General features: G+C 49.3%; 18 protein-coding genes. 5 read left to right on the plus strand and 13 right to left on the minus strand.

Annotation, left to right across the window (positions count from 1 at the left end; genetic code table 11):
- Positions 1-2,148, minus strand: a 2,148-nt coding sequence (locus CX664_RS05580; protein ID WP_145999842.1) for a DUF1601 domain-containing protein, incomplete at its 3' end; no start/stop codon positions are given.
- Between the two features lie 59 nt (positions 2,149-2,207).
- Positions 2,208-5,324: a DUF1601 domain-containing protein gene (locus tag CX664_RS05585; RefSeq protein WP_145999843.1), complete on the minus strand. Its 3,117-nt coding sequence runs from the start codon at positions 5,322-5,324 to the stop codon at positions 2,208-2,210.
- 257 nt (positions 5,325-5,581) lie between these two features.
- Between CX664_RS05585 and CX664_RS05595 the strand changes: the two genes are divergently transcribed.
- A complete protein-coding gene (locus tag CX664_RS05595; RefSeq protein ID WP_101745790.1) occupies positions 5,582-5,893 on the plus strand; it encodes an RNA recognition motif domain-containing protein in 312 nt (103 codons plus the stop codon).
- A 42-nt stretch (positions 5,894-5,935) separates the two neighbouring features.
- Here CX664_RS05595 and CX664_RS05600 read toward each other — a convergent pair whose 3' ends face one another.
- The 9 genes from CX664_RS05600 to gloB all read right to left on the minus strand — a co-directional run bounded on the left by CX664_RS05600 (position 5,936) and on the right by gloB (position 18,678).
- On the minus strand, positions 5,936-6,532 hold the full coding sequence (locus CX664_RS05600) for an RING finger domain-containing protein (protein ID WP_101745791.1): 597 nt from the start codon (positions 6,530-6,532) through the stop codon (positions 5,936-5,938).
- 9 nt (positions 6,533-6,541) lie between these two features.
- Entirely contained in the window at positions 6,542-8,218 is a 1,677-nt protein-coding gene (locus tag CX664_RS05605; RefSeq protein WP_101745816.1) for an ABC transporter ATP-binding protein, read from the minus strand.
- Between the two features lie 16 nt (positions 8,219-8,234).
- Entirely contained in the window at positions 8,235-9,260 is a 1,026-nt protein-coding gene (locus tag CX664_RS05610) for an ABC transporter permease (RefSeq protein ID WP_101745792.1), read from the minus strand.
- Positions 9,261-9,266: 6 nt separating this feature from the next.
- The gene (locus CX664_RS05615; RefSeq protein ID WP_101745793.1) at positions 9,267-10,355 is read right to left on the minus strand and encodes a microcin C ABC transporter permease YejB; all 1,089 of its coding nucleotides are present in this window, start codon (positions 10,353-10,355) and stop codon (positions 9,267-9,269) included.
- Between the two features lie 12 nt (positions 10,356-10,367).
- Positions 10,368-12,353: an extracellular solute-binding protein gene (locus CX664_RS05620; protein ID WP_180966383.1), complete on the minus strand. Its 1,986-nt coding sequence runs from the start codon at positions 12,351-12,353 to the stop codon at positions 10,368-10,370.
- Between the two features lie 119 nt (positions 12,354-12,472).
- Entirely contained in the window at positions 12,473-14,275 is a 1,803-nt protein-coding gene (locus CX664_RS05625; protein ID WP_101745795.1) for an extracellular solute-binding protein, read from the minus strand.
- A gap of 28 nt (positions 14,276-14,303) precedes the next feature.
- Positions 14,304-16,046 carry an extracellular solute-binding protein gene (locus CX664_RS05630; RefSeq protein ID WP_180966384.1) on the minus strand — a complete coding sequence of 581 codons (1,743 nt, stop codon included), beginning with the start codon at positions 16,044-16,046 and terminating at the stop codon, positions 14,304-14,306.
- Between the two features lie 181 nt (positions 16,047-16,227).
- On the minus strand, positions 16,228-17,853 hold the full coding sequence (locus CX664_RS05635; protein WP_101745797.1) for a lytic transglycosylase: 1,626 nt from the start codon (positions 17,851-17,853) through the stop codon (positions 16,228-16,230).
- Positions 17,854-17,895: 42 nt separating this feature from the next.
- Positions 17,896-18,678 (minus strand): hydroxyacylglutathione hydrolase, encoded by a 783-nt coding sequence (gloB, locus tag CX664_RS05640; protein ID WP_101745798.1) that lies wholly within the window; start codon positions 18,676-18,678, stop codon positions 17,896-17,898.
- Positions 18,679-18,910: 232 nt separating this feature from the next.
- Here gloB and CX664_RS05645 point away from each other — a divergent pair, with 232 nt between their 5' ends.
- From CX664_RS05645 to nudC, 4 genes are read left to right on the plus strand one after another with little or no spacing between them, the layout of a single operon-like run.
- A complete protein-coding gene (locus CX664_RS05645) occupies positions 18,911-19,732 on the plus strand; it encodes a methyltransferase domain-containing protein (protein WP_101745799.1) in 822 nt (273 codons plus the stop codon).
- Entirely contained in the window at positions 19,716-20,156 is a 441-nt protein-coding gene (gene rnhA / locus CX664_RS05650) for a ribonuclease HI (RefSeq protein WP_101745800.1), read from the plus strand. The genes CX664_RS05645 and rnhA overlap by 17 nt, the downstream gene beginning before the upstream one ends.
- A gap of 35 nt (positions 20,157-20,191) precedes the next feature.
- Positions 20,192-20,905 carry a DNA polymerase III subunit epsilon gene (gene dnaQ / locus CX664_RS05655; RefSeq protein WP_101745801.1) on the plus strand — a complete coding sequence of 238 codons (714 nt, stop codon included), beginning with the start codon at positions 20,192-20,194 and terminating at the stop codon, positions 20,903-20,905.
- A gap of 52 nt (positions 20,906-20,957) precedes the next feature.
- Positions 20,958-21,791: an NAD(+) diphosphatase gene (nudC, locus tag CX664_RS05660; RefSeq protein ID WP_101745802.1), complete on the plus strand. Its 834-nt coding sequence runs from the start codon at positions 20,958-20,960 to the stop codon at positions 21,789-21,791.
- Positions 21,792-21,953: 162 nt separating this feature from the next.
- On the opposite strand, the gene CX664_RS05665 is transcribed toward nudC, so the two are convergent.
- On the minus strand, positions 21,954-22,349 hold the full coding sequence (locus CX664_RS05665; RefSeq protein ID WP_101745803.1) for a type IV pilin protein: 396 nt from the start codon (positions 22,347-22,349) through the stop codon (positions 21,954-21,956).
- A gap of 23 nt (positions 22,350-22,372) precedes the next feature.
- Positions 22,373-24,760, minus strand: coding sequence for a pilus assembly protein (locus CX664_RS05670; RefSeq protein ID WP_180966385.1), 2,388 nt, complete (start codon positions 24,758-24,760; stop codon positions 22,373-22,375).
- Between the last annotated feature and the right edge of the window lie 648 nt (positions 24,761-25,408).

Below are 25,408 nucleotides of genomic sequence, written 5' to 3' on the forward strand. Positions count from 1 at the left end.
GGGCAACAGCGCGGCCACGGCATCGTTAAATTCTGATGTTTGCTCCTGCCCGTTGTCCACCAGTTTGGCCATGGCCCACAGCAGGTTGGCGATTTCCTGTCGTTTAAAGTCAGCTTTCTGTGCAATCACGTGGGGCAGCAACGCGACCAGAGCTCCTTTGAATTCTGGTGTCAGGTCCTGCCCGTGGTCCACCAGTTTTGCCATAGCCCACAGCAGGTTGGCGATTTCCTGTGGTTTAAAGTCAGCTTTCTGTGCGATCACATGAAGTAACAGGGCCCCCAGTGCCTTTTTGAACTCTGGTATCAACTCCTGCCCATTGTCCACCAGTTTCGCCATGGCCCACATTAGGTTGGCGATACTCTGTGGATTAAAGTCAGCTTTCTGTGTGTTCACGTGAGGCAACAGCGTGGCCACTGTCTCTTTGAACTCTGGTGTCAGCTCCTCGCTGTTTTCCACCAACTTCGCCATGGCCCATAGCAGGTTGGCGATACAATGTTGTTTAAGTGTATCTTTCAGTGCGTTCACGTGGGGTAACAGCGCGGCCACAGCTTCTTTAAATTCTGATGTCCACTCACTGTTGTCCACCAGTTTCGCTATGGCCCATAGCAGGCAGGCGATTTCCGTTGATTTAAACCTGACTTTCTGGCCGCTCAGGTTAGATAACAGCATGGTAACAGTTTCTTTAAGCTCTGGTGTCCACTCCCCATTGTTTACCAGTTTCGCCATAGCCCATAGCAGGTTGGGGATTGCTTGTGGTTTAAAGTCAGCTTTCTGTGTTTTTACCCGGGGCAAAAGCGCGGCCACAGCTTCTTTAAGCTCCGGTGTCCACTCCCAGTTATCCACCAGTTTCGCCATGACCCACAGCAGGTTTGCGACTCCCTCGGCATTAAAGTTATTTTTCTGTACGTTCAAGTGGGGCAGCAGTGCGACCACGGCTTCTTTATGCTCTGGTGTCCACTCCCCGTTATCCACCAGTTTCATCATGGCCCACAGCAGGTTGGCGATATGCTGAGGAATAAAGTGATCTTTCTGAGCCTTCACATAAGGCAACAGCGCAGCCACAGCCTCCTCGAGTTCTAGCGTTCGCTTCTGACCGTTGATCACTAATTTCGCTATGGCCCACAGTAAATTGGCAATGTGCTGAGGTATAAATTGGTCTTTCTGTACGCTCACACGGCGCAACAGTACAGCTACGGCCTCGTTAAGCTCAGGTGTCTGCTCGTGGCTGTTACACACCAGTTTCGCTATGGCCCATAGCAGATTGGTGATTTCCTGGGGTTTAAAATTAGCTTTCTGTGCGTTCACGTGGGGCAACAACTCGGCCAGAGCCTCTTTGTACTCCGGTGTCAGCTCCTGCCCGTTGTTCACCAGTTTCGCCACGGCCCACAGCAGGTTGGCGATATGCTGAGGAATAAATTGGTCTTTCTGTGCGTTCAAGTGGGGTAACAGGGAGGTCGCGGCCGCTTTCAGTTCCGGTGTCAGCTCCTGCCCGCTATCCACCAGTTTCGCCATGGCCCACAGCAGGTTGGCGATTCCCTGGGCATCGATATTCCTGGCTTCAGTTTTTTGGTTGCAGCTGAATATTATTGCATCAAACAGCGTTGACAATAAGCGGACTTGAGTAAGCTTGACACGCTCATCCATGGGTTTATGAGGGGTAAAAACACCCGCAGAAGTCAGTGAATGAAGTGTTGTCGTCAGGCTTCGCCAATTCCAGCTTCGTGTGGCGGTAAAATTTTGCAGCGATCGAACCAGTTGGCTTTGTTCAGCCCGGTTTAACGGCCTTTTAGCAGCTAACGTGTATCTTTTAATGGAACTGGCATATTGCCCGTGATATCGCCCATCATAGCGATGACCTAAACGATCCGGTTTATTCACCAGACCATCGATTATTTCCTGTTTGATGAGGGCATTAAAATCTTGAGCAGTGCTTACTGAACGGCACAGCAGATATTGAGAAGGGCGTGCACCAGAAGAATGGTAAAACTCATTACGACCCGGGGTAGTGCGAGGGGGGTTATCCCTCCGTCTGACTGGGCCATATCTACATCGCCCATGCATTGAAGAAGCGGCCTGATTATCCGGTTGGTTGTAATCTTTGCCTGATCTTGCGTATTTACCACTGATACCCGCAGAGCTTCTATCCATAATTATATTTCATTAATTCATGAAAGTATGAAAAACAGACTGCTGTTCTGCACAGAAGTTCATTTTGTTGGAATGTCAACTCTGGTCTTTATTTGATCAATATATGGTTTTATTAAATCCTCATTCCAAAGTATGTTAACCGGGATTTCAATGACCACAAATCCTGATTTTTTCAGCAGTGCGATTTTCAGTAGAGTCGAACCATTCCTGGTGATGAAATCACCACCAACGTAGTGAGACGCCCCCTGAACTTCAATTACCATGTTGTGATCTGGCAGTAGCAGGTCAACCGGAGGTAATGAGTTCAGACTCTTTTCTTCTTCAATCTTCAAAGAGGGAATATATGATTGGAGTTGATTGCGGAAGCTGGTTTGAGGTTTTGAAATGATTGTCTGGTAATGGGGGACGACCGGGCACGCTCTGCCAAGCCAACGGGCGGCCATGGCAATGATGGATTGTTCCTCTTCATTTTCTGGGGATGTATTTTTCAGGCGAGTAAACAGGTCAGCCATGTGCTTTTCAAACACATTATTTGTATTGGTATCGCAGACCAGAGACAGCCTGGCACAGCAAACCATGACTCCCCAGAGAGACATCAATATGTCTTGCTGAGAGAGCCGAGGGTTGTCACTGATTCGATAGATAAGCGATTTGAATGTGGATGTAACCAATTTCAGCTCAACGAACTCACCCAGTTTCGCCATGGCCCACAGCAGGTTGGCAATTTCCTGCGGTTTAAAATTAGCTTTCTGTGCGATCACCTGTGGCAATAGCGCGGCCACGGCCTCGTTGAGCTCTGTTGTCTGCTCTTGCCCGTTATCCACCAGTTTCGCCAGGGCCCACATCAGGTTGGTGATATGCTGAGGAATAAATTGGTATTTCTGTACGCTCACGCGGGGCAAAAGCGCGGTCACGGCCGCTTTGAGCCCGGGTGTCTGATCCTGCCCGTTGTCCGCCAGTTTCGCCGTGGCCCACAGCAGGTTGGCAATGCCCTGGGCATTAAATTGATCTTTCTGTGCGTTCACATGGGCTAATAGCTTAGCCACGGTCTCTTTGACCCCAGGTGTGTGATCTTGCCCGTTGTCCACCAGTTTCGCCATGGCCCACAGCAGGTTGGCGATACCCTGAGGAACAAACTGGTCTTCCTGTACGTTCGCGTGGGGCAACAGCTCGGCCATGGCTTCTATGAGACCCTTTACCTGCTCCTGTCCATTGTCCACCAGTTTCGCCATAGCCCACAGCAGGTTGGTGATTTCCTGAGGTTTAAAGTTAGCTTTCTGTGCGTTCATGTGGGGCAACAGTGAGCCCACAGCCTCTTTGAACTCTGGAGTCTGCTCCTGGCCGTTGTCCACCAGTTTCGCCATGGTCCACAGCAGGCTGGCGAGTTCCTGTGGTTTAAATCTAACTTTCTCTCCGTTCACCTGGGGTAACAGCACGGTCACAGCTTCTTGAAGCTCTGGTGTCCACTCCCTGTTGTCCACCAGTTTCGCCATGGCCCACAGCAGGTTGGCGATTTCCTGTGGTTTAAAGCTGGCTTTTTGTGCGTTCACGTGCGGTAACAGCGCGGCCACAGCTTTCTGAAGCGCTGGTGTCCACTCCCCATTGTCCACCAGTTTCGCCATGGCCCAAAGCAGGTTGGCGATATGCTGAGGAATAAATTGGTCTTCCGGCACGTGCACGTAGGGCAACAGCGCGGCAATGGCCTCTTTGAGCTCTCGTGTCCGCTCCTGCCCGTTGTCTACCAGTTTCGCCATGGCCCAAAGCAGGTTGGCGATACCCTGAGGTTTAAAATCAGCTTGGTGCAAGATCACATTGGGAAGCAGCAGGGCCACGGCCTCTTTGAGCCCCGGTGTCCGCTCCAGCCCATTGTCCACCAGTTTCGCCATGGCCCATAGCAGGTTGGCAATTTCCTGTGTTTTAAAGTTAGCTTTCTGTGCCTTCACGTTGGACAAAAGTGCGACCACGGCCTCGTTAAGCCCCGGTGTCCGTTTTTGCCCTTTGTTCACCAGTTTTGCCATGGCCCACAACAGGCTAACGATCTCCTGTGGTGTAAAGTTAGCTTTTTGCAGCTTCACGTGGGGTATCAACGCGGCCACGGCCTCTTTAAGGATTGGTGTCTGCTCTTGTCCGTTGTCCACCAGTTTCGCCATGGCCCACAACAGATTGGCGATGCCCTGGGGGGTAAATTGGTCTTTAAGTACATTCACATGTGGCAATAACATGGCCACGGTCGCGTTTTGCCCTGGTGTATGCCCTTTGTCCGCCAGTTTCGCCATGACCCACAGGAGGTTGGTGATATGCTGAGGATTAAAATGGTCTTTCTGTGTGTTCACTTGGGGCAATAGCCCGGCCACGGTCTCTTTGATCTCCAGTGCCTGCTCCGACCCGTTGATCACCAGTTTCGTCATCGCCCACAGCAGATTAACGATATTTTGGAGAATAAATTGGTGTTTCTGTGCGTTTACATGGGGCAACAGCGCGGCCACGGCTCCGTTGAACTCTGGTGTCTGCTCCTGACCGTTGTCCACCAGTTTCGCCATGGCCCAAAATAGGTTGGAGAGACCCCGGGCATCAATATCCCTGGCTTGAGGTTTTTGATTACACTTGAACATTATTGCATCAAACAACGTTGACAATAAGGTATCCTGAGTGAGCTTCACACCCTGATCCATGGGTTTATGAGTGGCAAAAACACCCGCTGAAGTGAATGAATGAAGTGTTGTCGTCAGGCTTCGCCAATTCCAACCCCGTGATGCGGTAAAATTCTGCAGCAGACGTATCAGCTGGATTTGTTCAGCTCGATTTAACTGTCTTTTAGCAGCTGACGTGTATTTTTTAATTGAACTGGCATATTGACCGTGATATCTCCCGTCATAGCGATGACCGAAACGATTCGATTTATTCACCAAATCATCCATTATTTCCTGTTTGATGAGGGCATTAAAATTTTGCGCAGGGTTTACTGAACGACACTGTAGATGTTGAGAAGAGCATGTGCCAGAAGAATGGTAAAATTCATTACACTCAGGGGTAGAGCGGGAGGGATTATATCTCTGTCTGACTGGGCTATGTCTATATCGGCCACGCTTGGAAAAAGTGGTCTGGTTAACCGGTTGGTTGAAATCATTGCCTGGTCTTGCGTATTTACCACTGATATCAGCAGAACTTCTATCCATAATTATATTTCATCAATTCATGAAAATATAAAACAGCAGACTGCTGTGCTGCTCAGAAGTTCATTCTGATTTCATATGGTTAACTACTTATAATTCCCTGATCTGTTAATGATTAACAGAAAGTTGCCGATTAGCCAGTGGACAACAACAGTGTGATGTGACAATCTGATTAATGTTACATTTTGTTGATCTTGATGTTGACACTGCTCTTCTACGCAAGGACTTGCGTTCAACCTAGAAAAAAACCAGAGTTTTCCATGCAAAAAAGGACTTTATACATTGGTAACCTGGCGTATACCGCCGTTGAAGAGGATCTTGAACAGGCCTTTGAATCATTTGGTGTCATTGAAGATATTAAACTGATGAGAGATCGGGAGACTGGCCGTTCAAGGGGCTTTGCATTCATCACCTTTGAAAAAGAAACGGAAGCTGAAGCCGCCAGAACTATGGATGGCAAGGAAGTGGCTGGGCGACCATTAAGAGTGAATGACGCTCGACAGAAGGAATCTGGTCAGCGAGATTCAACCAAAAGACAACCAAGGTCTTTTAATAACAACTTTAACCGCTAAAGGTGTAATCTGAAAGTGCTTTAAGCTTTCCGGAAACTGTGCTCACTTTTTTACGCAATACGCTATACCAGTTGCGGCACATCCCAGGGCAGCCCCCCAGATACAAACCGCAGCAGCAGAAGGAAACATTGCGCGATAAGGATAAGGAGCAGCGGCAGCTCGAGCTTGATCAACCATAGCCACCGTACAAGCCCCGGCAGCAGCCCCGGCGGCTGTGGCATAACGTAGGGGAACACCAGCAACAGCTCCAAGAGTCCCGATAGTAGCAGTGGGAAAAAACGTGGCAACCGCCGCAGCAGTGGCAACAACCTGGGACGGTTTAAAAAAACCATCACGAATTACGCTAAGGGCAGTGCCGAGACCGGAAATGCTGAAATAATACAGAGCAGTTTTGCCAAAGATTGGGATAGCTTTTATCAAAATATTTACTGCCCGGTCATACAATGGGATACGTTTTATCCGTTTTACTTCGTCATCAGTTAATTGTTTTTTACATAACACACAGTTCTTTTGGCCAGTACTTTCAATCCATTCCTGCATGCATGATCTGCCAAAGGCATGCCCGCATGTTAGTTTGAAGGGCCGACATTTTTCGGTATCTTGACATATTACACATCCAACACCGCTGGTGGCGTCCATATGGAAACCTCAATTTCGGACATCTATAATCTGGTTTTGGTTCCCTATGGATAACCCGGAGGCTGATCGAGAACTGTAAGGAACAGCACTCTGTTTCCGTGATTCAAAAGCAGCACTGATTAATTCTCTCGTGTAGGTTTCTACAGGTTGACTAAAAATCTGTTGGGTAGTTCCCTGTTCGACAATCTCTCCTCCCTGCATCACAATAATTCGATGACTCATTGCCTTAACCACGGCAAGGTCATGGCTGATAAAAATGTAACTGAGGTGGTATTTTTTCTGCAGGTTGCGCAGTAAATCGATGATCTGGGATTGAACGGTTCTGTCCAGCGCAGACGTTGGCTCGTCCAGCACCATCAGTCTGGGTTTCAGCACCAGAGCCCTGGCAATGGAGATACGCTGGCGCTGGCCGCCGGAAAACTCATGGGGGTAACGGTGACGACACTCCGGGTCAAGGCCCACATCATCCAATGCCGCGATGATCTGTTCTTCACGATTGGCTTCATTGGCCAGTTTATGAATATCAAGGCCTTCACCAACAATATCAGCCACCGTCATGCGTGGGCTGAGGCTGCCAAAGGGATCCTGAAACACGATCTGCATTTCCCGTCGCAGTGGCCGGAACTGGTCCTGGTTCATAGTGTCGATACGGGTATCTTCAAACCGGATCAGGCCCTCTGACGTCTGCAGTTTCAACAGTGCCATGCCCAGGGTTGTTTTACCGGAACCGGACTCACCAACAATACCCAGGGTTTCGCCCTGGTGAATGGTGAGCGATAAATCAGTGACTGCCTTCACATGGCCTACGGTTTTTTTGAAAAACCCTTTTTTGATCGGGAACCAGACTTTGATCTTTTCGCCAGTGACCAGCGGCATGGGGTGTTCGTTCAGTGGTTCAGGTTCCCCGTCAGGTTCGGCATTGAGCAGGTCGATGGTGTAGGGGTGTTGAGGTGCCTTGAACACGGATTCTGTATCGCCCTGCTCAACAATCTCACCGTTTTTCATCACGCAGATTCGATCCGACACATGGCGTATCAGATTAAGGTCGTGACTGATAAACAGAATGGCCATACCCAGTTTCTGCTGAAGGTCCGCCAGCAGACTGAGAATTTGTCGCTGCACGGTTACATCCAGAGCGGTGGTTGGTTCATCGGCAATCAGCAGTGTGGGTTCACAGGCGAGGGCCATGGCAATCATGGCCCGTTGTCGCTGTCCACCGGACAGCTCATGGGGGTAGGCCTTTAAACGGTTTCTGGCATCACGGATACCCACCAGTTCCAGCAGTTCCAGTGTCTTAGCCGTTGCTTCTGAGTTTTGCAGGCCAAGGTGTATAGCCAGTACTTCGCCTATCTGCTTTTCGATGGTATGCAGTGGATTGAGCGCTGTCATCGGCTCCTGAAAGATCATACTGATCTTATGGCCACGAATTTTGCGCATTTGTGATTTGGATAAATCCAGCAGGGCCTCATCGGCAAATGCTATTTCCCCAGAGCAATGGGCGTTTTCGGGAAGCAGCTGCAGAATGCTCAGGGCAGTGATGGACTTGCCGGATCCGGACTCTCCAACCAGGCCAACGGTTTCTCCGGCATTGACAGAGAACGACACACCTCTAACGGCTTCAATATGGTGCTCACCCTGTTGAAAAGCAATCCGGAGATTGTTAATGGCCAATAATGGCTTATCCATAAATGTTCGGTTCTCTTTAATAGTATTTTCTCGGGTCCAACGCATCCCGGCACGCTTCACCAATAAACACCAGTAACGTCAGCATAATGGACATGACCAGGAACGCGGTAATTCCCAGCCAGGGTGCCTGAAGGTTGTTTTTGCCCTGGGCAATCAACTCACCAAGGGAAGGGGAGCCAGCCGGCAGGCCGAAACCCAGGAAATCAAGGGAGGTCAGGGTGGTAATGGCTCCGGTCAGAATAAATGGCATAAACGTGACCGTGGCGATCATGGCATTGGGTAAAATATGGCGGAACATCAGACGCCCATTGGTCATCCCAAGGGCCCTGGCGGCCCGAACATACTCCAGGTTTCTGCCCCGGAGAAACTCGGCACGTACCACATCCACCAGTGCCATCCACTGGAATAACAGCATGATACCCAGCAGCCACCAGAACCCTGGCTCGACAAAACTGGCAAGGATGATCAACAGGTAGAGATTGGGCATGCCCGACCAGATTTCAATAAAACGCTGTCCGAATAAATCGATTTTGCCGCCGTAAAAACCCTGCAAAGCGCCAACTGCCACACCGATGATGGTACTGAAAAAGGTCAGTGCCAAACCAAAAAGTACCGAAATGCGGAAGCCGTAAATCACCCGTGCCAGCACATCACGCCCCTGGTCATCGGTGCCCAGCCAGTTGTCAAGGGAAGGGTGGGCGGGCGCAATACGGGCGTAATTTATGGTGTCGTAACTATAGCGAATGGGCGGCCAGAGCATCCATCCTTTGGGCTCGACCAGTTCTTGGGCAAATTCCTGTCGGTAGTCCATTTCCAGTTCAAACTCTCCACCAAAGGTGGTTTCCGGATAGGTGACCAGGGTTGGGAAATAGGGGCTGCCATCGTACCAGAGCAGCAGCGGCTTATCGTTAGCCACCACCTCTGCCAGCAGGGTTATGACGAAGAGAATGCTGAATAGCCAGAGCGAAATGTAGCCCCGGCGATTCTGCTTGAAATTCTGCCAGCGGCGCTGGTTGAGCGGATTAAGCTTGAACCTTGTCATTCCACGTCAGTCCCTGGCTTCGAAATCAATACGGGGGTCCACGACGACATAGGTGAGATCGCCGAGGAGTTTGATCAGCATACCCAGCAGGGTGAAGATATAAAGAGAGCCAAACACCACGGGATAATCCCGGTTGATGGCCGCTTCATAGCCAAGCAGTCCGAGCCCATCCAGAGAAAAAATGATTTCAATCAGCAGGGAGCTGGTAAACAGGATGCCAATTAATGCCGCAGGGAAGCCGGAAATCACCAGTAACATGGCATTACGGAAGATATGGCCATAGAGGACTTTGCGGTCATCCAGCCCTTTGGCCCTTGCGGTTTGCACATACTGTTTATGGATTTCATCCAGGAATGAATTCTTGGTCAGCATGGTCAGTGTGGCAAAACCACTGATGACCATACAGATAATGGGCAGTATCATGTGCCAGATATAGTCCCGTATCTGACCCATAAAACTTAATTCCTCGAAGTTGTCCGATACCAGCCCTCGCAGTGGGAAAACGTTCCAGTAACTGCCTCCGGCAAACAACACGATTAACAGAATGGCCAGAAGAAAGCTCGGAATCGCATAACCCGTGGTGATCACAGCGCTTGACCAGATATCGAACCGGCTGCCGTGTTTTAATGCCTTGCGAATACCCAGCGGAATGGAGATCAGGTAGATGATCAGGGTGCTCCACAGGCCCAGTGAAATAGAGACCGGCAGTTTCTCCTTAATCAGGTCGACCACTTTGGCATCGCGGAAAAACGAGTCGCCAAAATCAAAGGTCAGGTAGTTTTTGATCATCTGCACAAACCGCTCATGGGCTGGCTTGTCAAAGCCGTACAGTTGCTCGATATCTTTGATCAGTTCCGGGTCAAGACCTCTGCGTCCGCGATATTCACCGTTCTCATCCAGATTCATCTGCTGAATTTCGGCATTACCTGAGCCTCCGATCCGGCTGATGGCATTGACTTCAAAACCCTCAAGTTTGGCAATCATCTGTTCCACCGGGCCGCCGGGGGCGGCCTGAATGATAACAAAGTTCACCAGCATGATCCCGAACAGAGTCGGGATCATCAGGGCAAGTCGGCGCAAAATATAGCTGCTCATGGAGGGTTCCTGTTAACGGTTTTTTCTGCGGCGATAAATCCAGACAGGAATAAGGCCCAGCAATATCAGTGCTGAGTATAACCATGAACGGTCGTTTTCAGCGTTACCGGCTGGATCGCTGGCATCACCATTGTTCCGGAATGAATGAGTTGCTGCATCCGGTTGACTGTCGATCCACCAGGTATAAATGTCGGTACTGTACAAAGGTTCTGATTCTGGCCTGATTAATCGGTTGGAATGGGCGATTCGGTCATAAGGGTAGTACCACTGGGGAATCAGGTACTCACCCCATAACAGCACCCGGTCCAGCGCTCTTACTGCGGTGGTAAGCTCCTCTCTGCTGGTGGCATCAATCACATGGTCAATCATGGCATCCACTACCGGATCCTTGATTCCCATGTAGTTACGGCTGCCTTTGGTGTCTGCCGCTTTACTGCCCCAGAAACCCGTTTGCTCATTACCCGGAGAGGCCGATTGGCCATAGCCGGCAACGATCATGTCATAGTCAAAGTCACGAATACGGTTGATGTATTGGGAGATATCAACGGTTCGGATCTTCAGTTCAATACCCATTTGTTCCAGATTTTTCTTGAAGGGCAGCGCCACCCGCTCAAGAGAGGGTTGTCCGAGCAGTAACTCAATCTCCAGGGGTTGGCCATTGTTATTGACCAGCTTGTTGTTCTCAAGGGTCCATCCTGCTTTTTTCAATAACCTCAGTGCTTTTTTCAGTTGCGGCCGGATATTGCCGGAACCATTGGTCACCGGAACGCTATAGGGTGTGGTAAAGAGTTCTGTCGGTAACTGCTTGCGCCAGGGCTCAAGGAGTTTCAGTTCATCACCCTCTGGAATGCCGGTGGCTTCCATGCCTGAATTGCCAAAATAGCTCGTCGAACGAAGGTAGCTGTCATGGAAAAGGTTACGATTCAGCCATTCGAAATCCATGGCATAGCCCATGGCTTTTCGGACCAGGGGATCCTGCAGGAAGTCCCGTCGCAGGTTAAAGGCAAAGCCCTGGATAGGCGCAGGGTTTCGGGTAGGGATGGTGGCCAGAATGAGTTCGCCATTGTGAACCGGGGGGACGTCGTAGGCAGTGGCCCAGTTTTTGGCAATATTTTCATAGCGCAGGTCATACTCGCCAGCTTTCAGTGCCTGCAGGGCGACATGTTCGTCCCGGTAGTAGTCGTAACTGACCTCATCAAAATTATATCGGCCCCTGTTAACGGGTAAATCTTTGGCCCAGTAATCCTTGACCCGCTGATAGGCAATGCTCCGGCCGCCATCAACACTCTTAACCTGATAGGGGCCACTGCCAAGGGGGATGTGCAGTGAGGCAGAGGAAAAATCATTTTCATCCAGTTCCCAGTGATGCTTAGGGAGCACAGGCAGCTCTGACAGAATAAAAGGCAGTTCAGGGTTATTGCTATGTTTGAATGTGAATTTGACCCGACGATCAGCAAGAACGGTGACGGTGTCCACATCGGAATAGTAACTGCGGTAGAAAGGGTGCCCGTGACGGGTCAGCAGTTCAAAGGTGTATTTTACATCGTCAGCTGTGATGGGCTTACCATCATGGAAACGGGCGTCGGGGTTCAGGTTAAAGGTAATGCTACTGTTATCAGGGGCTTTTTCTGTGGACTCGGCGATGAGTGGATAGAGGGAGAAAGGCTCATCACGGCTCTGGGTCATCAATGTGTCATAAATAAGCCCGATACCGCTAACCGGGGTTCCTTTGTTGGTGTATGGATTGAGGCTGTCAAAGGTACCGCTGGCAGCCATACGAATACTGCCGCCTTTGGGGGCCTCCGGATTAACATAATCAAAGTGCGTAAAGGGCTTGCTGCCATATTTCGCTTCACCGTGCAGCACCAGTGACGTTTTAGCGATGACCTCGTGCTCTGACCCGGTGGTATTTCCAGAGGCAGTGGCTGATGACCCGCTGGAATAAGAGAGAGTCACCCCAAGGGTCAGCGCGGCAAGAGTAAGATAACCAGAATTCATGACCATCATAAGCAACCGTTAGTGTTGAAAAATCTCTGTGCAGTCTTGTATATAAGTAATCGTTCTAATATAGACTGAACCATGGATGGTTGTTAAGTACCCGTCAGGCTGGACTTATATCAATATTCCCGCCACCAGGTACTTAAGCCATTGTCAAAAGGCGGGGCAAGCTCAGGGTGTTGCAGTCCCGGCCAGTAAACCATTGGCCAATAGGGCAGATACCATTGAGGAATGACCGCGTAGTGCCAGAGTACGATCCGATCAATGGCCCGGGTATAAAGAGTCAGCTCTTCGCGGGTTGTTGCCATGATGGCGTTATCAATCATACGGTCCAGCGAGTTGAGTTTGATGCCAGAAAGGTTTTGTCCCGCGTCACTGTCTGCGCTTTCGCTGCCCCAGAAATTTTTCAACTCGGTACCGGGGGTAATGCCAGGGTAAAAGCCGTGAATGATCATATCAAAATCAAACGTGCGAAGACGATTGATGTACCGCGAGGCATCTACGGTATTGATGCTGGCGATAATACCCAGTTCGCTGAGATTGCGGACGAATGGAATCACAAAGCGTTCATGTTCTGGGTCAGTTAACAGAATTTCAAACTTCAGTGGTTGACCATTGGGATCAACAAGAGTTTTGTTGTTGTAGTGATAACCCGCTTCTTTCAGCCATTGGAAGGCCCGTGTCTTGTTGTTTCGCCAGTTGCCTGAACCGTCTGTCTGAACCGGCTCCCAGCGGGCGGTAAACAGCTTATCAGGAAGCTCATCCTGCCAGGGAGCCAGTAACGCCTTCTCTTTGTCAGAAGGTGGCTTATCAGCCGCAAGGTCTGAGTTAGAGAAAAGACTGTAGGCCTGATAATACATCCCAAAAAACAGATGTTGATTCATCCAGTTGAAATCCAGCGCCTGGGAAATGGCTTTTCTGACTTTTCGGCGGGCAAAAACCGGCTTCCTCAGATTGAATACAAACGCTCGCATGCCCAGACTTTTGTTATCTATTTTTTCCTGAATGAATTTTGCTTTGCCTGTCTGCGTTGGTTTATACGCCTGTGACCAGCTTCGGGGATTGGCATCAATGCGGAGGTCGTACTCTCCTTTTTTAAAGGCCTCAAGGGCAATGCCATCATCCCGGTAGTAGTCGGTTCTGATAAGATCAAAATTATGTCGGCCTTTGTTGACGGCCAGGTCAGCTGCCCAATAATCCGTAACACGCTCGTATGTTACAAAGCGTCCGGGGCTGAACTCTTTTACCCGGTAAGGTCCACTGGACAGTGGGGGCTTGAGTGTCGCCTTGAAGAGATCATGCTCTGGCTGCTGCCAGTAGTGCGCTGGCAGCACCCTGAGTTGAGAGAGTCGAAGAACCAGACTTTTGGCTGGTGGCTCAGAAAAACTGAAACGAACGGACGCAGACGATATTGCCTCGACCTTATCAATGATCCCATAGAGGTGCCTGTAGTGAGGTGGTCCTCGTTTTTTCAGTGATTGGAAGGTATAGACAACATCTTCTGAGGTGATGGCGTGTCCATCATGGAAACGCGCATCGGGATTCAGGTGGTATATGACCCATCGAAAATCCTCCGGATACTCAATTTGCCGGGCGATCAGGCCATAGACTGAATAGGGTTCATCACCGGCCTTGACCATCAACGGGTCATAAAGAAAGTAGCTGCCATCCGCCCAGATGCCTTTTGGGGCAAACGTATTAAACGTATCAAAACTGCCGACAACGCCTTTTCTCAGGGTACCGCCTTTGGGGGCATTGGGGTTGGCATAGCCAAAGTGGGTAAAATTTTCTGGATATTGCAGCGAGTTATGAAAGCTCAGGCCATGGGCTATCGTTGAATTTTTATCCGCAGGGTTTGCGAAAGCATGCACAGAGTAAATAAGACTGATAAAGAGAAATCCATTTTTCAAAAAGTCAGTCATCCAGCGAGTTCCTTGCAATTAGCCACACTTATTGGTTTTTCTGATACCACCAGGTACTCAAATCCAGTGCATAAGGCGCAGGATTTTTCGGGTACCTCAGTTGCTGTTTGTGGACTATCAGCCAGTGGGGCTGGTACCACAGGGGCAGTACATAGTGGTTCCAGAGAATGATTCTATCCATGGATTTGACCAGCGTTAGCAGTTCCTCCCGGGAGTTGGCCCGGGGTATTTTCTCCGTCAGGCTATCAATGGATTTCAGCTTGATACCGGCAATATTTCTGGAGCCGTGCTGGTCAACGGTTGCTGAACCCCATAAGCTGGCCTGCTCTGTGCCGGGTGAGGGCGTGTGGGGAAAGGTGTACAGAACCATATCAAAGTCCTGGTTTCTGAGCCTTTCAACATACTGGGCGGCGTCTACGGTTCTTATATTCAGTCTGATCCCCATGCTTTCCAGTGTCTTTTGTACTGGAATAAAGATCCGTTCCTCTTCCGAAGAGGATAACAGGATTTCAAGCTCCAGCGGTTTGCCGTTCTGGTTCACCAGCTGGTTGTTGTTGATCGTCCAGCCGCTCTGCTTTAGCAGGGATAGCGCTTTTCTTTTGCGATCCCGGCGGGTCATCCCGGTCTCATTTCCCGGAGGAATCCATGCCTGATCCAATGCTCGTTCAGGAATTTCATGTTTCCATACTGAGAGCAGCTCTTTTTCCTGTTCTGAGGGTTTTCCCGCAGCCCCCAGTTCTGTCCCGGCAAAAACGCTGTCTGCCCGATGGTACATACCATGGAATAGGTGTCGATTGATCCAGTCAAATTCGACGGCATACCCCAGCGCTTCTCTGACCCCCGGCTCTGATAGTATCTCTCTTCTGGCGTTGTAGGTGATGGTTAAGGTCTGCGGGTTACGATTGCTTAAAGATGTGCGAATCAATTGGTTTTTTTTCAGTGACTCATCTCGTATCTGGTCATGCCAGACGCGAGGGTCGCTGATGGTTTTGAGATCGTATTCTCCTTTCTGCAAGGCTTCTAAAAGGACATGGCTGTTTCGATAATACTCGTATTGAATGAGATCAAAATTGTGTCTTCCCCGGTTAACGGGCAGATCTTTCCCCCAGTAATTTTCGACCCTGGCAAATGTTATTGAGCGTCCTGGTTCTATTTTCACAGGTTTATAGGGGCCACTGCTGACAGGAATCTCCATGCCGGGAGAAGAGAAATCGCGGTTTGCCCAATAGTGTTTGGGAAGAATGGGCATTTGCCCCAGAATCAATGGCAGTTCCCGGTTATTGCTGTGCCTGAACACAAAAAGCACTCTGTGGCTGCTGGTGGCTTCTACCTTCTCGACATCCTGATAGAACTGCTTGTAAAACGTAGACCCTTTTTCCCGGAGCAGGTCAAAACTGAACTTCACATCATAAGCGGTGACGGGCTGACCATCATGGAATCGGGCCGCAGGGTTTATGGAAAAGGCTGCCCAGGTATTATCAGGGGCAAGTTCTATACTCTCGGCAATCAGGCCATATTTGGTCAGGGGCTCATCCCAGGATCTGGCCAGTAGCGTGTCATACATCATATGGCTGCCAGCTGCGGCTGTGCCACGATCTATATAGGGGACAAGGCTGTCAAAATGGCCAATGACGCCCTGTTTCAGCTCACCACCTTTTGGTGCATCGGGATTAACATAGTTAAAGTGCCGGAAGCTCTCAGCATACCCGGGCTCACCATAAAGGCTGATGGCGTGTCTTAACCTGCTGTTCTGGTCGGCTGCAGATAGCATTGGACTGATACTCAAGACACAGATGATCAGCGGTGTTGTTAATCTGAAGACGGTAAACCCCATAGCCGTAATCCCGATGTCTGTTCTTAAAGACTTATCTTATTTTTGGGAGAGATGATCAAAGCTCAGGACCTTCCAGCAGGAAGCTATCAGGATAGCATCTGCCGGAAAGGTGGGGGAGTCAGAAGTTGCGGGTTACATTGACAAATAATGTGACCTGCTGGCCGGGGTGAATAAATTTGCCACTCATATCGCTGTTCCAATCTCTGATCTGGGCGACATTCACATTAAACTTTGAGGCAATTTTGGCCAGGGAGTCACCGGAACGGACTTTGTAGTGTACCTTTCTCACAACCGCATTTTGTGAATCTTGTTTCTTCCAGACCACCAGCTTCTGATTAATTCGCAGAGTATCTTTGGGAGACATATTGTTCCAGCGAGCCAGCTCGTTAACACCAACCTCGTACTTTTGGGCAATCGTCCAGAAGCTGTCGCCAGACTTCACCAGATACTCAACTTTGTAACGGCCATTCACCGAACGATCTTGCTTTGCTGCAAGGCGCTGGCTGGCACTGAGTGTGTAACTTTCTGCTGTTTTAGCCGCTACCGGGATCATCAGGCCCTGACCAATACGGATAATGGTTCCGCTGAGTTTGTTGGCTTCGGTAATGACATTGACACTGGTCCGGTATTTCATGGCAATGGTGCTCAGGGTGTCACCGGCGCTAACTGTGTAGCGATCCCATTTTACCCGTTTCTCCGGCGGCAGGCTTGCCAGCTGAGTCCGGAAATGTTCAGCATGAGTGACTGGGACTACCAGATGATGAGGACCCTCCGGTGGCGTTGACCAGCGGTTCAGTCCGGGGTTGAGTCGGTAGAGTTCTTCCAGTTCGACCCCCGACAGTTTGGCTGCCTTGGCCATATCCAGCTGACCACTGGTATTTACCTTGGCGAAGTAGGGCTTATTGGGGATTTTGTTCAACTGGACGCCATGTTTGGATGGGTTTCGAACCACTTTGCCCAGGGCAATCAGCTTCGGCACATAGGCCGTGGTTTCTCTGGGAAGATCAAGTGCCCAGAAACGGGTAGATTTACCGAGTTTTTTGTTTTTCCGAACAGCCCGCTGTACCCGGCCGGGGCCAGAGTTAAACGCTGCCAGTGCCAGCTCCCAGTCGCCAAACCTTTTGTACAGGGTTTGCATATAGTCAAGTGCTGCACGGGTAGAATGTACCACATCCCGGCGACCGTCATACCACCAGTTCTGATGGAGGCCGTAGTGTTTACCCGTTGCCGGCATAAACTGCCAGAGCCCTGAAGCACCTGCATGAGAGTAGGCGAAAGGGTCGAAGCTGCTCTCTACAATGGGCATCAGTGCCAGTTCCAGGGGAACATTTCTCGCTTCCGCTTCTTTGACAATAAAATAGAGATAGGGCTCTGAACGTTTGGAAATCTGGCTGAAGTAAGACTTGTGACGTTTATACCAGTTCAGTTCAGCCTGAATTCGCGGGTTATTCTGGTCAAGATCCATTGCCAGACCTGACTGAATGCGAACCCACAGGTCGTCGATGACCACCGGTGCTTGTTTTTCAGGCGTTATCTTCTCCGGTGTTGTGACCTCCACTTTTTCCACAGAAGGCTTTTCAACAATAGGCCTGGATTCTTTCTTGACGGTGGATGCCGAAGATGAGGGCGAGTTACTCACCAGCTGACAACCCGTCAGAAACAGCGAAAGGGCCAGCGTTGGCAGAGTCCGTCGGGGTGGGCCAAAAGTAAATCGCTGGCCTGTTAAGTAGGGGGCTTTGGTCATATATAGGGTTCTGAGTATTATCAGTTCATTATTTTACCACTATCAAAAATTATCCTTCCATGCTCGGATTACCCTTAAAACGTCAATGGGGCTGGCACTTGAGGACGGATCCCTGTCAGAGGCGGCTTGAATAACTTCCGGTTGGTTTGATCTGAGGAACGGATTTGTGTCCAATTCCTTTCTCAGGGTTGAGGGCACGGTAGGCCGGTTTTCAGAGCGCAACTCAGCAACGTGCATAACCTGTTCCTGTAGCTTCCGGTTATTTGGCTCCACTGCCCGGGCAAATTCAAGATTTGCCTGGGTGTATTCATGGGCACAGTAAATCCGTGTATGGCCGGGGAGTGAAGCCAGACGGGACAGACTGCTGTACATCTGTTCTGCCGTCCCTTCAAATAATCGGCCGCAACCACCAACAAATAGAGTGTCTCCACAAAAAAGCGCTGGATTTTCATCGTCGCCGGAATCGGTAAAGTAAGCAATATGGTCCAGTGTGTGGCCGGGAGTGGCCAGAATTGTAAACTGGCAGGTGCTGAGCTCAACCGTATCATTATCACGCAAAGGGTGCGTGATTCCGTTGATGTTCGGGTTATCAGGACCGTAAACCGGAATCTTTCTGTTGCGGGTCAGTTCAGCGACTCCGCCAATATGATCAAAGTGGTGGTGGGTAATGAGAATACCCACCAGATTGAGTCCATGATGATTCAGTGCCTGTTCAACTGGCCTGGCATCACCGGGATCAACCACAAAAACATCCCGGCTATCCAGTGAATGAAACATCCAGATGTAGTTGTCATTAAATGCGGGTATCGGAGATATAATCAGCATCGCCTTGAATGTCCTTTCTTTCATCCCTGTGATCATCGTTGATACTACTGCACAGGGAAGATCAGTTTTGAGCCGGTATGTGCTATGAGGTTGTCCGGTTGAAGATGTTATAGCCGATATCTGCTGATGTCATAGAATAATATTTTCTGTATAAACTCGATCTTAACGAGGTTAACATGAACAGACCTGATGATGAAAAGTCTCTGGGATATTTATTGGTACAATAATTTGCATGATTCGACCATTTCAGAAAAGGATCAAAAGCAGTTTCTCTGACCGCATTGGAGGCTTGCGTCGCTGGCTGGATACCGACTCAGGAAGGTTATTGGTTGACTATGAAAAAAGTCTGCTGGAACGAGAGTTAGGTACCATCTTTGGTTTCCATGCGGGGCAATACTCTGCCTCCTGGCATAAAGATCTGATGTTCAGCAGTCCGGTAAGAAGGCAGTTTATCCTCGGTTCCAGTCATCTTGCCGATTGCCCGAGGCCACAGGTGATGGCTGATCCCCATTACTGGCCAGTGTTACCGGGAAGCCTTGATCTTGTTCTGTTGCAACACACGCTGGAAATTGTGGACAGTCCGCATCGCTTGCTCAGTGAGGCTGCGAATACCATTATACCGGACGGCAAGTTGATAATTATTGGCTTCAACCCTTACAGCATGACCAATATTGCCCGGTGGTGTGTACCAGGTCAGCGTCTTCTCAGGGATGCTCACTTTATTTCGCCGTCACGGTTGAAAGACTGGCTTGCCCTGCTCAATTTCAATGTGGAAAGAATCGTTTATGGTGGCTATGTTCAACCGCTGAAACGCTTCTTTACCGGTTTGCGTGGTGATCTGATTGAACAAAGGCTGGAACAACTCCAGCTGCCGGTCGGTGGCTTTTATATGATGATTGCCACCCGGGAAACCCCCGGGCTGACCCCGGTAAGAAAGGTATGGTCCGATGTGCGCAGGCGTTTTGTCGGTCAGCCATTGACCCGCCCCAGTGCTGGTAGAACCAGTTCCGTGAAAGTAAACAAAGACTGGAGTTCTTTTGAGTCAGACAGTTGAAATTTTTACCGATGGTGCCTGTAAAGGAAACCCCGGGCCCGGTGGCTGGGGTGTGTTACTTCGTTACGGCACTGTAGAGAAAGAGCTATTTGGCGGTGAACCCGAAACCACCAATAACCGGATGGAACTTATGGCGGCGATAGAAGGGCTGAAGGCTCTGAAAAGGCCCTGCTCAATAATTCTTACTACCGACTCCCAGTATGTCCGTAAAGGTATCACCGAATGGATGACCGGCTGGAAACGGAAAAACTGGAAAACAGCGGCGGGCCAGCCAGTGAAAAATCAGGATCTCTGGCAGCTGCTGGATCAACAGAATCAACGACACGATATCGATTGGCGATGGATCAAAGGCCATGCTGGTCATCGGGAAAATGAAATTGCTGACCGGCTGGCCTGTAAGGGTGCGGAAGCTTTCAAAAAGTAGACAGCCTCCTGGCCAATATTTGAGAACCGTTAACTATGCGACAGATCATTCTTGATACAGAAACCACCGGTATTGACCCTAAACAAGGGCACCGGGTTATTGAAATAGGCTGCGTGGAGATGATTGACCGGAAACTCACCGGTAACCATTACCATGCCTATATCAACCCGCAGCGGGTGGTAGAGCAGGAAGCCATCGAAGTTCACGGCATTACCAATGAGTTTCTGGCCGATAAGCCGGTGTTCAGTGCCATCGCCGATGAATTTCTCGAGTTTATTCGCGGAGCCGAGCTGGTTATTCATAACGCAGCGTTTGATGTTGGTTTTATCAACCACGAGTTTTCCCTGTTACGTCGGGGTTTTCCCAATGTAGAAGGCTGTTGTGGTGTGCTTGATACTTTGGCCCTTGCCAGAAAAAAACATCCGGGCCAGAAAAATAACCTGGATGCTTTATGTAAGCGCTACTTCATTGATAACTCTTCCCGAACCCTGCATGGCGCGTTGCTGGACTCTGAGATTCTGGCGGAAGTCTACCTTGCCATGACCGGCGGGCAGACGGCTCTTTCCCTGGGCAGCAGTGAGGATAGTGCTGGTGATTCGGAAGAGGGCAGTACTATCCGGCGACTGGCTGCAGGCAGGCCTGCGCTGCGAGTCATCTCTGTCAGTGATACTGAGTTGCAAAACCATCAAAACAAGCTGGAACAGATTCAAAAACAGTCGGGTAACTGCCTGTGGCTTGCTAACGATTAGTTCATAATTTTAATGTGTCTTCAGGGTATGGAAAGGAATCAAGGAGTTTGCTTTGCCACTGGATCATGATCTTACCGATGTGATGGATGTGAACTATTCACCTTTGCAAGGCCTGCAACCTGAACTGATTGGCCAGTGCTGGCTGGTACTGTTTGAAGGGCAGGTTGTTTTAAATGACGAAAGCACCGGAGAAAACTTCCTCTGGTACAGTCTCGACAAGTTTCAGCTGGCAATCAAACAACAGGCGATAGTCACCGGCTATTTTCATGGCAAGGCAGTAGGGGTTGTTGAACTCTCAAGTCTCACTGTTGAAACAGGTACTATTAGCATCAGGTCCTTACTGTCTGAGTCAGACTCAACGGTTTACAGTTTCCTTAGCCATGGCCTGCAGATCCTGACTTCACGCAGGGAACATGCCTTTTGTGGCTGTTGTGGTCATCAGATGCAGGAAAAAGTCGGAGAGTGGGCAATGGCTTGCGCCCAATGTGAGCACCATGCCTATCCGAGGATTTCTCCCTGTGTCATTGTTCTGGTGACCCGGGGGGAGGAAATGCTTCTGGTTCGGCATCATCGCCATGGTAAAGCGTCAACCATGCATACGCTGGTGGCCGGTTTTGTCGAGCCCGGAGAGAGTGCCGAAGAGGCTGTGCATCGTGAGGTACTTGAGGAAACAGGCCTTACGCTGGGCAAACTCCATTACTGTTTCAGTCAGAGCTGGCCCTTTCCCCATTCATTAATGATGGGGTTTCATGGGGAGTACACAAGTGGTGAAATTGTCCTCGAAGAAAAGGAACTCAGCTTTGGCGGCTGGTTTCATCGGGATAATCCGCCAGAGCTGCCACCGGGTTTTACTATAGCCAGAAAGCTGGTGGATTTTTTTGTTTGATATTATCCAATCATATTTAATGGCTTTTAAAAATAAAACCTGAAATAGCTCCAACAAAGTTAATCATCAGGTGAAGCCTGTCGACCAGAAGGATCTCCGAGAATAGCGGGGGTATTTGCCTGACAAGAGTGGGTTTTCAGACCAATTTCGATTTGTTTATCTTTACCAATTGCCGAACCTGTTACCTAAAGAGTCGAGGACCAGGCCGCCATCAGGTACCTGACCTCCCTGTGGGGTTGCAATCAGCACAAAGCCGTCGGAACAGGCGAAAACATCTCCGTTACCTCCACAGGCAGCACTGATTGAATACCAACCCTCGTCTGATATAAATGGATTGGCTCCCAGGCCAAGATTCCTTAAATCGGCGGTGTATTGATGGTTATCAAGGAAAAACTGCTCCTGTCTTCCGGCAATGTCCAGCAGCGCTGTCTGCCCTTCGGCACGCCGACCATTCTGGATAGCGTTTTGGTAACTTGGCACAGCAATAGAAGCCAGTATGCCAACGATAACAACGGCGATAATTAGCTCGATAAGCGTAAAGCCTGAGGCTTTTCCCATGTTATTTTACTCCTGATGTATTGCTATTGTTCTATCCAGCCACTGCGATGCATACCGACTTCATTGGCAGCACCGCTGTATCCGGTATTTAAATCGATCAGGTTGCTGTCTTTACCGAGGGAGACAATAGTGGCATCGCCGGGCAGCCCTACGACAGAAAACAAGGAAAAGCGGTCATTTATCTCTTTATCATTATCATTGTCTATGTCCCGAATCGCCGAAGCAGTGTGAAGGTCCACCACATAAAAGCGGCTGGAACCGATACTGGGTGTGCAGATGTTGGCCCCCGGGGCAGAGGAGGGTGCATAGGTGCTATAAAGCAACTGTCCGCTGTAAACATCGCCGGTGGTGGTTGTCTTTTCCCCCGAAGCGGCAAGGTTGATATACCAGCCTTTACTACTGTCCAGTAGCGACAAGCCACTAGCGGTTTGCTGATCAGTACCCTGCTGGATAAGGTTGCTGCTGGCATCGTATAAATCGCTATGGGAAATAACGTTAGGTGGTGTTGTGCAGTCATTACAACTGCCAAAGCGGTTGTAGAAAATATTGGTATCACGGATGACGTAATAACGGTCAGTATTTGAAGTGGCCATGGGGTTGGCCCGGTTACCACTGCCCAGTACTACCGCATCATATGCACGTCCCCGGTAAGTGGTTCTCACCAGCTCCGGTTGGTACATAAAACGACGATCGTCGATAATATCCGGGGATGGACGTATATCTGTCTCATCTGCCCCAAGCTCTGCAAGCTTGATCATGGACCACAGGGCAGTTTCAACATCGGGAGCATTGGCATCAGGATAAGCCTTACCGATATCGATTCTGAAAACATTGCCACCGGTATCTGCAAAGTAGACCCGGTCTGTAAGGCCGTCACCATTACTGTCCATGGGTGCGGGGGATGCCACCACACTCCATTTCAGATCACTGCTTTCATACTGTATCGGGTTTGCTGTATCAATGGCGTCAGGGGCAGTAAATGATTGGATTAATGACCCTGACGAAGCGTCAACGAAGAACAGGCCCCGGCCATTTTGTGAATATTTCCTGACTTTATGAGAGTCACCCGCTGCATCGATAAAATCTTCACCCTGGCGATCATCATCATTGGTTGAGTCATAACCGGCACCAAAGGCAAGAGCATATTTATAGTTGATTGAGCTGGTCGTTACCTCGCCTTCGGTGGTCGTTACCAACTCCCGATGGCCCGGCAAAATAACAGGTACCGGTGTTGACCAGCTTTGGCCAAGCTCGGTAAATCCGGGCATGGTATGGTCAATTCGCCAAAGCAGAGTAGGAGTGCCATCCGGATTGGAAACGTCAATGGCATAGTAACTGCTGCCACCCCGGCGCATGCCGAAATAGAGGATCATGCGATCACCATCGGTATGTTTGATATTGCCGTCTTTGTTATAGTCAAGGCGGATCACGCTGATCTGGCCATCAAGCCCGTAGGGGTGGCCTGCATCATCGCGGTTTTCATAAAGCTTTGCGACGTTACCGGCGGTTTCTCCGGCAAAGAATGACCAGTTCTCAACCGCGTTATTCCCCTGGTCCTCAATAAAATGCAGGACGCCATAGTTGGTGCCAAAAGCCAGTCGTATATCGGGTTTATTTTCACTGTACTTGGTGCCGTCGCCATCAGTATCGCCATAATTCAGAGTTACTGGGCTTGAATGGAGGATGTCACCAAGTACCCAGTCTAAAGTATTGCCACTACTATCGAGTCCTTTGATCCAGTTAATCAGGTCTTCAGCGGTATAGTTTGCTGTATCAGCAAGGCTGAACCTTGATACATCGATATTATCAATATAACCGAGATACTCATTTCCAGAGCTATTAACCAGATTAGTGTAAAAAGTCCCGCGTGCATTTAAAAGTGCTGCACCCAGTCCACCTTTGTTGACTTCACTTCCATCATTTATGGTATTCCAGTATGAGCTGCGACCATCTGCAATACGATTGCTGCCATCGTCCAATGCGGGGTCACATCCACGGTCAACTACTGTTCCGTGAGTATGAGTATCAAGAGCATTACAGCCAGGTATTGATTCCCCCTTAAAAATCTTCAGCTTTTTTAGGTTTCCTGTCCACCGGGAGGATTCTGAGGGGAGGAACATTGCGTAGTAAGCATTATCCAGTGATTCAGTTCTTTTGAAACTGTTCACTGCAACGGCCGGGGAGACAAAGGTGCTGGTTTGCTGAAGAATTTCACCCAGGGCACCTTGAAAGGCAGCTGCTATATTTTCGACTACAACACAGCCAGTAGTAGAGTCAGTGTTACTGCCAACAGTTGTATAACAGACACCATTACCCCTATCGGCAGTATCACGTAATAATTGCTGATCAGTGGCAAATCCAATGGTGTAAGTAAATGCCTTTTGATTACCCGTATATGGATTATTATCCAAACCACCCAAGCCGGGAGAGGCCATATATCCAGCAAGTGTTGGTAGGCAGTTTTTGTTTCCATTGTAACTAGAACAGGTTTCGCTGGTAAGAGCTTCAATTGAAGAATAACTACCACCATCTCTTGTTGGCTCACCGTCAGTCATATAAATAACGTACAAATTTTGACAGTTATTCAATGGTGTTTGGTAAAGCCCATTGCTTTCTATAGTAGTATCTCTTGAAGAGCTGAGTAGTCCATATTCAACTGACTGTCCAGTAAAATACCTGTAGACTTCATAATAGGTATCGCAGAGAGGGGTCCATGTATCAGGTGTGAGACTATTAACAGCTGATACCAGAGTCTGAGTATCTTGTTCGTCCCGCTGCTTCATAGCCTTATAAATATTACCCCCATACTCACCGTTTGTGGTGTTGTTTTGGTTGAAGATTGTAAGCCCAAATTGAACATTTGGGTTGTCATTGATGAGTAACGAAATTGCATCTTTAGCTACGTCAATTTTTTTAGTTCGCTGAGAATACCAGTTTAGATAGTTACCTTTGCACTCTTTCTGACCACTAGTTACTCTACAGTAATCATTTTCATATTCGATACTCTCAGAGAGTAAGTAATACGTTGTCGGATTAGTGTAATCACTAACAACTGGGTA

It is taken from the genome of Endozoicomonas acroporae, from assembly GCF_002864045.1.
Taxonomy (GTDB): Bacteria; Pseudomonadota; Gammaproteobacteria; order Pseudomonadales; family Endozoicomonadaceae; genus Endozoicomonas; species Endozoicomonas acroporae.